The sequence below is a fragment of the Streptomyces sp. NPDC050743 genome (genome assembly GCF_044456925.1).
GTDB lineage: Bacteria > Actinomycetota > Actinomycetes > Streptomycetales > Streptomycetaceae > Streptomyces.
In genome coordinates this window covers 1-11,644 of sequence record NZ_JBITGJ010000155.1, presented here as the reverse complement: position 1 = coordinate 11,644, position 11,644 = coordinate 1, and the positions used below count along the sequence as shown (strand labels likewise).

Annotated in this window: 10 protein-coding genes and 2 pseudogenes; 7 read left to right on the top strand and 5 right to left on the bottom strand. The window is 72.0% G+C overall.

The window, feature by feature from the left end:
• Positions 1 to 109 precede the first annotated feature (109 nt).
• From ACIBJF_RS48630 to ACIBJF_RS48620, 3 genes and pseudogenes are all read left to right on the top strand, one after another.
• Positions 110 to 1,589: pseudogene (locus tag ACIBJF_RS48630) on the top strand (MFS transporter); the annotation flags it as partial.
• Between the two features lie 115 nt (positions 1,590 to 1,704).
• Complete coding sequence (locus ACIBJF_RS48625; RefSeq protein WP_399184309.1) at positions 1,705 to 2,469, top strand: DUF2127 domain-containing protein; 765 nt, start codon at positions 1,705 to 1,707, stop codon at positions 2,467 to 2,469.
• Entirely contained in the window at positions 2,469 to 2,999 is a 531-nt protein-coding gene (locus ACIBJF_RS48620) for an SMI1/KNR4 family protein (RefSeq protein WP_399184308.1), read from the top strand. The genes ACIBJF_RS48625 and ACIBJF_RS48620 overlap by 1 nt, the downstream gene beginning before the upstream one ends.
• 24 nt (positions 3,000 to 3,023) lie before the next feature.
• On the opposite strand, the gene ACIBJF_RS48615 is transcribed toward ACIBJF_RS48620, so the two are convergent.
• Entirely contained in the window at positions 3,024 to 3,146 is a 123-nt protein-coding gene (locus ACIBJF_RS48615) for a hypothetical protein (protein ID WP_399184307.1), read from the bottom strand.
• Here ACIBJF_RS48615 and ACIBJF_RS48610 point away from each other — a divergent pair.
• From ACIBJF_RS48610 to ACIBJF_RS48595, 4 genes and pseudogenes are all read left to right on the top strand, one after another.
• Positions 3,123 to 3,353, top strand: a pseudogene (locus ACIBJF_RS48610) (Lrp/AsnC ligand binding domain-containing protein); the annotation flags it as partial. The gene ACIBJF_RS48615 and the pseudogene ACIBJF_RS48610 overlap by 24 nt on opposite strands.
• A gap of 51 nt (positions 3,354 to 3,404) precedes the next feature.
• On the top strand, positions 3,405 to 3,833 hold the full coding sequence (locus ACIBJF_RS48605) for a MerR family transcriptional regulator (RefSeq protein WP_399184306.1): 429 nt from the start codon (positions 3,405 to 3,407) through the stop codon (positions 3,831 to 3,833).
• Positions 3,830 to 4,162: a thioredoxin gene (gene trxA / locus ACIBJF_RS48600; RefSeq protein ID WP_351800117.1), complete on the top strand. Its 333-nt coding sequence runs from the start codon at positions 3,830 to 3,832 to the stop codon at positions 4,160 to 4,162. Before ACIBJF_RS48605 ends, trxA begins: the two co-directional genes overlap by 4 nt.
• Positions 4,163 to 4,332: 170 nt before the next feature.
• Positions 4,333 to 6,573, top strand: coding sequence for a HelD family protein (locus ACIBJF_RS48595; protein WP_399184311.1), 2,241 nt, complete (start codon positions 4,333 to 4,335; stop codon positions 6,571 to 6,573).
• Here ACIBJF_RS48595 and ACIBJF_RS48590 read toward each other — a convergent pair.
• From ACIBJF_RS48590 to ACIBJF_RS48575, 4 genes are all read right to left on the bottom strand, one after another.
• Positions 6,560 to 7,417, bottom strand: coding sequence for a hypothetical protein (locus tag ACIBJF_RS48590; protein ID WP_399184305.1), 858 nt, complete (start codon positions 7,415 to 7,417; stop codon positions 6,560 to 6,562). The genes ACIBJF_RS48595 and ACIBJF_RS48590 overlap by 14 nt on opposite strands.
• 66 nt (positions 7,418 to 7,483) lie before the next feature.
• Positions 7,484 to 9,688 (bottom strand): 1,4-alpha-glucan branching enzyme, encoded by a 2,205-nt coding sequence (gene glgB, locus ACIBJF_RS48585; RefSeq protein WP_399184310.1) that lies wholly within the window; start codon positions 9,686 to 9,688, stop codon positions 7,484 to 7,486.
• 78 nt (positions 9,689 to 9,766) lie between these two features.
• A complete protein-coding gene (locus ACIBJF_RS48580; RefSeq protein ID WP_399184304.1) occupies positions 9,767 to 11,149 on the bottom strand; it encodes a maltokinase in 1,383 nt (460 codons plus the stop codon).
• Positions 11,150 to 11,236: 87 nt separating this feature from the next.
• Positions 11,237 to 11,644: alpha-glucosidase C-terminal domain-containing protein (locus tag ACIBJF_RS48575; RefSeq protein ID WP_399184303.1), on the bottom strand; the 408-nt coding region annotated here is incomplete at its 5' end.

Sequence of the window (11,644 nt, the reverse complement as noted above, 5' to 3'; positions counted from 1 at the left end):
GATCCTCACCCGTCAGACCCACCCACCGCGCACCCTCGAAGCCCTGAAGAGCGTGATCGAGCAGCACGACAACATGATCGAAGCAGCCAGTAGTTAATTTACGGCTCCCTACACCGTCCCCTACGCGGCGCTGATGCTGCTGCTCGGCGCCATCGGCGACAAGTACAGCCGGCGCGGCGCGCTCGTCCTCGGACTCCTCGTCTTCGGCGCCGGCGCCGTCTTCGGCTACCTCGCCGACAGCGCGGCGACCATCATCGCCGCCCGCGCCGTGATGGGCGTCGGCGCGGCGCTGATCATGCCCGCCACGCTCTCCCTGCTCGCCGCGACCTTCCCGCGGGCGGAGCGGGCCAAGGCGATCACCCTGTGGACCGCCACCGCCGGGCTCGCCATCGCCGCCGGTCCGGTGGTCGCCGGAGCCCTGCTGCGCGACCACGGCTGGTCCTCGACCTTCCTGATCAACGTGCCCGTCGCGGCCGTCGCGCTCGTCGCCGCCTTCGTCCTGGTCCCGCCCTCCAGGGCCGGCCATCACGACCGCATCGATTACGTCGGCGGACTGCTGTCGGTGATCTGGACCGGCTCGCTGGTCTACATGATCATCGAGGGCCCGCACTTCGGCTGGGGCGCGAAGGCGATCACAGCGGCGGTCGTGGCGGGCGCCGGCCTGGTCGCCTTCGTCCTCTGGGAGCTGCGCCACCCCCGCCCGATCCTGGACGTGCGCCGCTTCGCGCACCGCCGTTTCGCCGGCTCCAACCTGGCCGTGGCCCTGTTCTTCCTGGCCGTCTTCGGCGCCTTCTACTACCTCACCCAGCACCTGCAGTTCGTCCTCGGCTACGACGCCCTGGAGACCGGCGTACGGATGCTGCCGCTGGCCGGCGCGGTCTTCGCCGGGTCGGCGCTGACCGGCTGGCTCACCCCGCGCGTCGGCATGAAGTGGACCGTCACCGCGGGCATGGTCGGCGGCACGACGGCCCTCGCGCTGCTGACCCGGGTCGACGCGGCCTCGACGTACGCCGACTTCCTGGCCCCCCTGATCATCCTGGGCCTCGCCATCGGCCTCGCCCTCTCGCCCTGCACCGACGCCATCATGGGCGCCTTCCCGGAGTCCGAGCTGGGCGTCGGCGGCGGTCAACGACACCTCGCTGGAGCTCGGCGGCTCCCTCGGCATCGCGCTCCTCGGCTCGATGCTCGCCACCTCGTACGGCAACCACCTCGCCGACACCACCGCGGGCGGCAAGCTCCCGGCGAACGCCCTGGACACCGCGCAGGACTCGGTCGGCGCCGGGTACGCGGTCGCGCAGGGCATCGGCGACAAGGCCCACGCACTGGCCGCACAGGCGGCAGCGGCCACCGACCCCCAGCAGGCCGCACAGCTCAAGCAGCAGGCCGCCCAACTCGCCGCCGGCGCCGGGCAGATGGCGGACGCGGTCGGCTCCTCCTTCTCCGCCGCCGTCGCGCACACCAGCCTGGTCGGCGCGGTGATCCTCGGCATCGGCACGGTCCTCGTGGCCGTCCTGCTGCCGCGCCGTGAAGCCGCCGCGCCGGAGGTGAAGACCGAGGAGAGGGAACCGGTGCACAGCTCGGCCGGCTGACCGATTCCCGCCTCCATCCACTAACGTGCCGCTCCGAAGCAACCGGAACGGCACGTTCGTGCGTGGCATCGGATACGTGTGACGAGTCAGTACGTGTAAGTGGAGGCACGGGGGAATGAAGATCGACTGGGACCGGCGGACCTGCGCGCGCAAGGGCCATGTGACCTACGCGCCCGACGACCCCCGGCTGCGCATCCGGCTGCACGCCGAGACCGCGCTCGGGGAGGTGTGGCGCTGCCTGCGCTGCGGTGACTTCGTGCTGGGGGAGCCGCACGGCTCGGGGCCGGCCGCGGACGCCCCGCTCGTGCCGCGCGGCAAGGTCCTGCGCGACCTGTTCATCCTGCGCTTCCTCGCGATCGAGCGGGCCGTGCGCGGGGTGTTCATCGTGCTGGTCGCGGTCGCGGTGTGGAAGTTCAGCAACAGCCAGTACGCGGTGCGTCGGCTGTTCAACGAGTACCTGGACGTCTTCCGTCCGGTCTTCCGGCACTTCCACTACGACCTCGACCACTCGCCGGTCGTCGGCTCCATACAGAAGGCGTTCGGCTACAAGCACTCCACGCTGCTGCTGGTCGCCGCCCTGCTGCTGGCCTACGCGCTGATCGAGCTGGTCGAGGCGGTCGGCCTCTGGCACGCCAAGCGCTGGGCGGAGTACCTGACGGTGGTCGCCACCGCCGCCTTCCTCCCCCTGGAGATCTACGAACTCACCGAGAAGGTCAGCTACCTGAAGATCGCCACCCTCGTCCTGAACATCCTCGCGGTCCTCTACATCGCCCTGGCCAAGCGCCTGTTCGGCCTCCGCGGCGGCCGCAGGGCCTTCGACGAGGAGCGGCACAGCGCCTCCCTGATGGAGGTCGAGGAGTCGGCGGGGTTGGCCGTGTGATGCGCGTCGGGACCGAGGACGACCGCCGTCTGCCTCCCGCCCTGGCCGAGGTGGCCGAGGCGAGCTTCGACCACGACGACGGCAACGGTGTCGACTTCGAGCCGTACGACGCCTTCGACTCCGCCGAGGACACCACCCACTGGCTGCGGCTGTGGACCGGCAACCCCGACGTCGACGGCGTCGCGTACCGCGTCTTCGGCAAGGACGGTTCCGGCGGTCTCGCCGCCGTGTGGTGCGCCCGGCCGGGGCGGCGCCTGGTCGAGCAGCCGGTGGTGTTCCTGGGCTCCGAGGGCGAGGCCGGTGTCGTCGCGGGGAACCTGTCCGACTTCCTGTGGGTCCTGGCCGACGGCTACGGCCCCCGGCAGGCCCTGCTGCCCGAGGAGGGCTGGAGCGCCCGGCCGGACCCGGCCCTGGCGGGCCTCGCCGCCCGTCACGCGACCACCGCGCGCCGCCCGATCCCGGAGATCGTCGCCTCGGCCGAGGCGGAGTTCCCGTCCTTCGCCGAGGACCTCGACGAGCTCTGTCGCTGAGCGACGATCACGGGGCGCGGGGCCTCACCGGGCCGGCGCGGCCGCCGTCAGCCGCGCCGGCTCCTCCTCCGTCAGCACCGGGTCCGCCGCGCCCGCCCGGACCCGGCCCTGGGCGGCCTCGCGCACGGCGGCTGCACCCTCAAGCACCCGAGGACCCTGGAGCTGATCGAGCGCCCCGAGATCACCGAGGTGCACCACGTGGTCGGCGACGACTGCTGGATCCTCAAGGTCGCCGTCACCGACACCGTTCACCTGGAGGAGGTCCTGGAGCAGACCTCGGCGCTGGGCCGCACCACGACGTCCATCGTGCTGTCCTCGCCGGTGCGCCACAAACCGCTCCTGCCGCCGGACTGAAGCGAGGCACCGCTTGCCTTGACGCCGACGTCAACACCTACGGTCGTAGGCATGCGAATCGGCGAGCTGGCCGCACGGGCCGGGACCAGCACCCGCACCCTGCGCTACTACGAGGCACGGGGGCTGCTGCCCGCACGGCGTGACGACAAGGGACACCGCACCTACGACGAGGGCGACCTCAGGCTGCTGCGGCAGATCCGGACGTTGCAGGACTTCGGCTTCGAGCTGGAGGAGACGCGGCCCTTCGTGGAGTGCCTGCGCGCCGGGCATCCGGAGGGCGACTCCTGCCCGGCCTCCCTCCAGGTCTACCGGCGCAAGCTGGCGGAGCTGGACGCGCTGATCGGGCAGCTGTCGGCGGTGCGGGAGACGGTCGCCGGGCAGCTGCGGCGGGCCGAGCTGGCCCGGGACGCGCTGGCCGTCGAGGCGCTGGTTCCGGGTGGCCCGGAGCCCGCATGCGAGCTGGGAGGCTTTGCGCGATGAGTTTGGTGAGCGGACTGACCGAGGTGACGGACGCGGATTTCGAGACGGAGGTGCGGGGCTCCGAGCTGCCGGTGCTGGTGCAGTTCACGGCCGACTGGTGCGGTCCGTGCCGACAGCTCGCGCCGGTGCTGAAGGACATCGCCTTTGAGGAGGGCGACCGGCTGAAGGTCGTGCAGATCGACGTCGACCGCAATCCGGGGACGACGGTCGCCTACGGGGTGCTGTCCACGCCGACCCTGATGGTCTTCCGGGACGGTGAGCCGGTGCGGTCGATGGTGGGGGCGCGGCCCAAGCGGCGCCTCATGGAAGAGCTGGCCGACGTGCTGTAAAGCACGGCCGCCCACGAAAAAAATCCCCTGAGCAATTGCGCTCGGGGGATTTCTGTGCGTATATTCAGTGATTCGCGACTTCAATTGAGTGAAGCTGCGGAGAAGTTCACTGAGCAGAGTATATCCGGGCGGGAGCGGAATTGTCAAACACCGAATTTCCGGACGATGAATTGCGGCGCGAGCAGGAATTCATCGACGGACTGTACGCGCGCGTGGACGTACTGCGCGGCGCGGCCGAGACCTCGGTCGCGGACGCGCTCGCCCAGGGCGACAAGCCCATGCAGGCCCGGCTGGAGCGGGACATCCTGGTCGCCGAGCGCTCGGGGCTGCTCGCCGCGCTGAACGCCGTCGACGGCTCGCTCTGCTTCGGCCGGATCGACCTGGCCGACGGCACCGCCCACCACATCGGCCGGATCGGGCTGCGTGAGGACGACGCCGAGCGCACCCCCGTCCTCATCGACTGGCGGGCCGACGTCGCCCGGCCCTTCTACCTGGCCACCGGGCACACCCCGATGGGCCTGCGCCGCCGCCGGCACATCAGCACCGAGGGCCGCGCCGTGACCGCCCTGCACGACGAGATCCTCGACCTCGGCGACGCCACCCGCACGGGGTACGAGGACCACAGCGGCGACGACGTCCTGCTGGCCGCGCTGAACTCGGCGCGCACCGGCCGCATGAGCGACATCGTGCAGACCATCCAGGCCGAGCAGGACGAGATCATCCGGGCGCCGTACCGGGGGGTGCTGGTGGTCGAGGGCGGGCCGGGCACCGGCAAGACGGCGGTCGCGCTGCACCGCGCCGCCTACCTCCTCTACGAGTACCGGGAGCTGCTGGCCCGCCGGGCCGTGCTGATCGTCGGCCCCAACCCGGCCTTCCTCGGCTACATCGGCGAGGTGCTGCCCTCGCTCGGTGAGACCGGGGTGCTGCTGGCCACGGTCGGCGAGCTGTTCCCCGGGGTGAAGGCGACCGCCACCGACACCCCCGAGGCGGCCGCCGTGAAGGGCCGCGCCGACATGGCCGACGTGCTTGCCGCCGTCGTACGCGACCGGCAGGCCCTGCCGGACCCGGTGATCGCGATCGAGCACGACCGCGAGGTCCTGATGCTCGACGACGGTCTGGTCTCCGTCGCCCGGGAGCGCACCCGCGCCGCCAAGCTGCCGCACAACGCCGCCCGCGAGCACTTCGAGGGCCACATCCTCAACACCCTCACCGAGCTGTACGCCGAACGCGTCGGCACCGACCCGTACGACGGCAGCAGCCTGCTCGACGCCTCCGACATCACCCAGATCCGCGACGAACTCGCCGAGAACCCCGAGGTGTGGTCCGCGATCGACCAGCTGTGGCCGCGGATCACCCCGCAGCGGCTCGTCGCCGACTTCCTCGCGGAGCCGGACGGCTATCTGAGCGACGAGGACGCGGCCGCCGTCCGCCGCCCGGTGACCCGTGCCTGGACCGTCGCCGACGTCCCCCTCCTGGACGAGGCGGCCGAACTCCTCGGCGAGGACGAGCGCTCGGCACGGGCCCGTGCCGAGCGCGAACGAGAGACCCAGATCGCCTACGCCCAGGGCGTGCTGGACGTGTCCTATGCCTCCCGGACGTACGAGTTCGAGGACAAGGAGGACGGCGACCCGGACGCGTCGGAGGTGCTGTCCGCCCACGACATCATCGACGCCGAGCGGTTCGCCGAGCGGCAGGAGGAGGCGGACCACCGCAGCGCCGCCGAGCGCGCCGCGGCCGACCGGACCTGGGCGTTCGGGCACATCATCGTGGACGAGGCGCAGGAGCTGTCGCCGATGGCGTGGCGGCTGCTGATGCGGCGCAGCCCGACCCGCTCGATGACCCTGGTCGGCGACCCCACCCAGACCGCCGAGGCGGCCGGTGTCGGCGCCTGGGCGGACATCCTCGGCCCCTATGTCGAGGACCGCTGGGAGCACACCCGGCTCGGCGTCAACTACCGCACCCCGGCCGAGATCATGGAGCTGGCCGCGGCCGTGGTCCGCGCCGAGAACCCGGACTTCGAGCCGCCGAGCTCGGTCCGGTCGACCGGGGTACCGCCCTGGGTGCGGCGGGCCGACGGCGATCTGTCCGAGGCCGTGGCCAAGGCGGTCGCCGAACTCACCCCGGCCGAGGGCCGCCTCGCCGTCATCGCCCCGCGCGAGCTGCACCGCCGCCTGGCGGCCCGGCTGGACGGCGTCACGGCGGGCGCCGAGCCCGACCTCACCCGCACGGTCGTCCTCCTCGACCCCCGCCAGGCCAAGGGCCTCGAATTCGACTCGGTCCTGGTGGTGGAGCCGGCCCGCTACGGCACGAGCGACCTGTACGTCGCCCTGACCCGGGCCACCCAGCGGCTCGGGGTGCTGTACAGGGACGAGCTGCCCGAGGCGCTGGCCGCGGGTGTCACCGGGGAGTAGGGGATCCGCCGCTGGGCGACGGCGGCGGGTAGCTCGGGTGCAGCGCGGAGGACAGTGGCTCCAGTGACGCGCACAGCGCGGTCGGGAAGGCCGGTTCCCTGCGCTGCACGGCCCGGCACCCGCCGGCCGCGCTCTCGAAGAACGGCTTCCAGCCGGCTCGCTCGGCCCGGAAGAAGTAGCGGTCGCCGAGGCGGGACGTGCAGGCGGGGTTCTTGTCGTCGGCGTCGCACGCCGGTCCGGTGCGCCAGGAGAAGTCCAGCACCAGCCACTTTCCGTCGCAGTGCTCGGCGTCCCGGTAGGAGTGCATGGGGGCGTCGACGGTGATCATCGCCTGCTCGTAGGAGGCGGTGGTGCAGCCCGTGGCCGGCGGGTGGCAGCCGAGCTCCCCGCACAGCCGCAGCGCGGGCGGCTCGGCGCCGTCGGCGGTGAACACGATGTCGTTGTCGACCACCAGCTCCCGCTTGCCCAGAGGCTCGGGCAGCCGTACCCGGACCGTGGCCGTCTTCTCCTTGGTGCACCCGGAACGCCTGTCACCGGACGGGGAGCTGAAGGTGATCTGCACATGCACGGTGCCCGGCACCGTGCCGTACTCGGCGTCGGTGTCCACCGCCTTGAGGTCCCGCACGCACGGGTGCTCGCCGCTCGGCACGCGCGTGTCCAGGCTCAGCGTGCGGTGGTCGGCGCCGATCCGGGCACCGGTGACTCCGGAAGGCCCGAAGGTGGTCCACGGGATCGGCCCGGTCTGAGTGGGCGAGGCCCCTCCGGCCACCCGTGTGCCGCAGCCGCCCAGCAGCAGGACGGCCACGGCGCACAGCAGAGCGGTCACCGATCTCCGGAGTCGCACGTGCCTCAATCCCCCCGTGGTGCACCCAAGTTGATCCGAGTGCACTATAAGGCGCGCCCCGCCCGGTCAGGCGGGCCGGAGCCAGACCGTTGCCAGCGGGGGGAGGGTCAGCCGGATGCTCGCCGGGCGGCCGTGCCATCCCTGCGGCTCCGGTTTGACGATGTCGGGGTTGGTGACATCGCCGCCGCCGTACCGTACGGCGTCCGTGTTCAGCGACTCGTGCCAGGCGGGTACGTCCTCGGGGACACCGAGCCGATAGTCGTGGCGGACCACCGGGGACATGTGGGAGACCGCGAGGAGCGGGTTGCCGTCGGCGTCCAGGCGCAGGAAGGCGAAGACGTTGTCGTCCGCCGCGTCCCCGACGACCCACTGGAAGCCCGCCGGGTCGGTATCCCGCTGCCACAGGGCCGGGGTCGCCCGGTAGAGCGCGTTCAGGTCCCGTACGAGATCCCGTACGCCCCGGTGGTCGGCCTCGGCGCCGTAGGACGGGTCGAGCAGCCACCAGTCGGGGCCGTGCGCCTCGGACCACTCGGCGCCCTGCGCGAACTCCTGCCCCATGAAGAGCAGCTGCTTGCCGGGGTGGGCCCACATGAAGGCCAGGTACGCGCGGTGGTTGGCCCGCTGCTGCCACCAGTCGCCGGGCATCTTCGACACCAGGGACCGCTTGCCGTGCACGACCTCGTCGTGGGAGATGGGCAGGACGTAGTTCTCGCTGTAGGCGTACACCATCGAGAAGGTCATCTCGTGGTGGTGGTACTTGCGGTGCACCGGCTCGTGGCTCATGTACTCCAGTGAGTCGTGCATCCAGCCCATGTTCCACTTCAGGCCGAAGCCGAGCCCGCCGAAGCCGCTCGGGCCCTTGTGGTGGGTGGGGCGGGTGACGCCGTCCCAGGCCGTCGACTCCTCCGCGATGGTCACCACGCCCGGGCAACGCCGGTACACGGTCGCGTTCATCTCCTGCAGGAAGGCGACGGCGTCCAGGTTCTCCCGCCCGCCGTGCTCGTTCGGGGTCCACTGGCCCGGCTCGCGCGAGTAGTCCAGGTAGAGCATGGAGGCGACCGCGTCCACGCGCAGCCCGTCGATGTGGAACTCCTCGCACCAGTACACGGCGTTCGCCACCAGGAAGTTGCGCACCTCCCGGCGGCCGAAGTCGAACTCCAGGGTGCCCCAGTCCGGATGCGCGGCCCGCAGCGGATCGTGGTGCTCGTACAGCGGGCGCCCGTCGAACTCGGCCAGCGCCCAGTCGTCGCGCGGGAAGTGCGCCGGCACCCAGTCCATCAGCACCCCGATGCCGGCCTGGTGCAGCCGGTCCACCAGGTACCTGAAGTCGTCCGGGGTGCCGAGCCGGGCCGTCGGGGCGTAGAAACCGGTGACCTGGTAGCCCCAGGAGCCGCCGAAGGGATGCTCGGCGACCGGCATCAGCTCCACGTGCGTGAAGCCCATCTCCCGTACGTACGCCGGGAGTTGCTCGGCCAGCTGCCGGTAGGTCAGGCCGGGGCGCCAGGAGGGCAGGTGGACCTCGTAGACGGAGAAGGGCGCCGCGTGCACCGGGGTGTCGGCCCGGTGCGCCATCCATTCCGCGTCGGCCCACTCGTGCCGCGAGACGTCCACGATCGACGCGGTCGCGGGCGGCGCCTCCGTACGGCGGGCCAGCGGATCGGCGCGCAGGGTGCGCGAGCCGTCCGGGCGGGTGATCTCGAACTTGTACACCTCGCCCGCGCCGATCGCCGGCACGAACAGCTCCCACACCCCGGAGGAGCCCAGCGAGCGCATCGGGAAGCCGGTCCCGTCCCAGAAGTTGAAGCCGCCCGTGATCCGTACACCCTGCGCGTCGGGCGCCCACACCGCGAACCGGGTCCCGGACACCCCCTGATGGGTGGTGACGTGCGCGCCGAGCGCCCGCCACAGCTGCTCGTGCCGGCCCTCGCCGATCAGGTGCAGGTCCAGCTCGCCGAGGGTGGGCAGGAACCGGTAGGGGTCCTCGGTGTCCAGGACGTTCCCCTCGTACGCCACCAGCAGCCGGTAGTCCGGTACGGCTCCCAGCGGCAGCAGCCCCGAGAAGAACCCCTCTCCGTCGTCGTGCAGCTCGGCGTGCAGCTCGCCGGTGACGACCGTGACGGACAGCGCGTACGGCCTGAAGACCCGGAAGGCCACGCCTCCGGGCACCGGGTGCGCGCCCAGCACCGAGTGCGGGGCGTGGTGGGTGCCGTGCAGCAGCCGCTCACGGTCGGCGGGTGAGACACCGGCCGCCGGCCGCTCGTGCGCCGGCACCTTCTGCCGGGGAACGGTCTTCTCCCTGGTCTTGGTGTGCTTCTTGCCCTTCGGGGTCACGGACGAGCCTCCTGGTCTTCACGCGGCGAGGCGACGGATCGCCGAGAGCGGTACGGGCAGCCAGTCGGGGCGGTGCCGGGCCTCGTAGACGATCTCGTAGACCGCCTTGTCGGTCTCGTAGGCCCGCAGCAGCACCGGATCGGTGCGCGGATCGCGGCCGGCCACCTCCGCGTACCCGGAGCAGTAGGCGGCCCGGCACACGCGCGCCCAGTCCGGCGCGGGCGGGGTGACGGAGTGGGCCGCGTAGTCGAAGGAGCGGAGCATCCCCGCGATGTCCCGCACCGGCGGCTGCGGCATCCGGCGTTCGGCGGGCGGCCTGGCCGGCTCGCCCTCGAAGTCGATCAGCGACCACTCCCCGGACGGGGAGCGCAGGCACTGGCCCAGGTGCAGATCTCCGTGGATCCGCTGGGCGGTCCAGGTGCGGCCCTCGGTGGCGAGGGAGGCAAGCGCCGCGTAGGCCGAGCGCAGTCCGCCCTCGTACGGCCGCAGGCTGGGCACCGCCTGGACGGCCGCCGCCAGCCGCTCGGTCATCCCGTCGGCCAGCGACTGCAGCTGCACATGGCCGAGGGTGACCGTCGGCAGGGCGCGGGCGAGCGCGGTGTGCACCTCGGCGGTGGCCCGGCCCAGCCCCCGCGCCTCGGCCGCGAAGTCCTCCCCCTTGGCCAGCTCGCGCAGCGCCAGCTCCCAGCCGTCGCTCGCCCCGCTGACGAAGGGCTGGAGCACCGCCAGCACATACGACTCCTCGTCCAGCTCGGCGTGCAGCCAGGCCGTCGGCGCGGGCACCCGGGGGCAGCCCTCGCGGGCCAGTGCCAGGGGTATCTCCAGGTCGGGGTTGACGCCGGGCACCACCCGACGCAGCAGTTTCAGGATGAACGTGTCGCCGTAGACCACCGAGGAGTTGGACTGCTCGGCGGTCATCAGCCGGGCCACCAGGCCCTCGCGTATCTCCTGGCGCGGGTCCCGCTCGAAACGCAGCCCGCCGATGCGGGCCCGGGTGCGCAGGGCCTCCAGAAGCACCTCGGCGGGCCGGGGGTCGTACAGGGCCTCGTACACCGTGCGTCCGGCGAGCGGCCCGTCCTCCACATGTCCGATCAGCGCGGGCGCCAGCCGGGGCGGCAGCGCCTCGCGCACGCCTATGAGCAGCTGGTAGCAGTCGCCCGGGTGGGTCTCGGCGCCCAGCGTGGACGGCTGGTGGACGCGCAGCAGCAGGTGGTAGAGGCCCACCCGGCCGTCGGGCGGCAGCAGTTCGGTGACGGCCACGGGCGTGAACCCGGTGACCGGGCGCCCCTTGCCGGCGAACCACCGCTGCCTCGGCAGCCACTCGCGCAGCAGGGGATCGAGCGAAGCGAGGAGGTGACCGGTGGTACGGGTGGTGTCCGAAGAGGTGACCGTTTCCGCCATGGGCGTCACTTCCTTTCCCCGGGTTCGTCGGGGTGTTACTGATGCGTGCCCCGGGTGGGGCGGTGGAAACCGCCCCACCCCAGGGGGCTAGGCCGCTTCTCGCCGCAGCCGGAACCAGTAGAAGCCGTGCCCCGCGAGGGTGAGCAGGTACGGCAGCTCGCCGATCGCCGGGAAGCGGACCCCGCCGAACAGCTCGACCGGGTGCCGCCCGCCGAACCGGCTCAGGTCCAGCTCCGTGGGCTGTGCGAAGCGGGAGAAGTTGTGGACGCACAGCACGAGGTCGTCCTCGTACTCGCGCAGAAAGGCGAGCACGGCCGGGTTGGTGGACTGCAGCTCGTTGTAGGACCCCAGTCCGAAGGCGGGATTCTGCTTGCGGATCTCGATCATGCGGCGGGTCCAATGCAGCAGCGACGACGGCGACGACATCGACGCCTCGACGTTGGTGACCTGGTAGCCGTAGACCGGGTCCATGATCGTCGGCAGGTACAGGCGTCC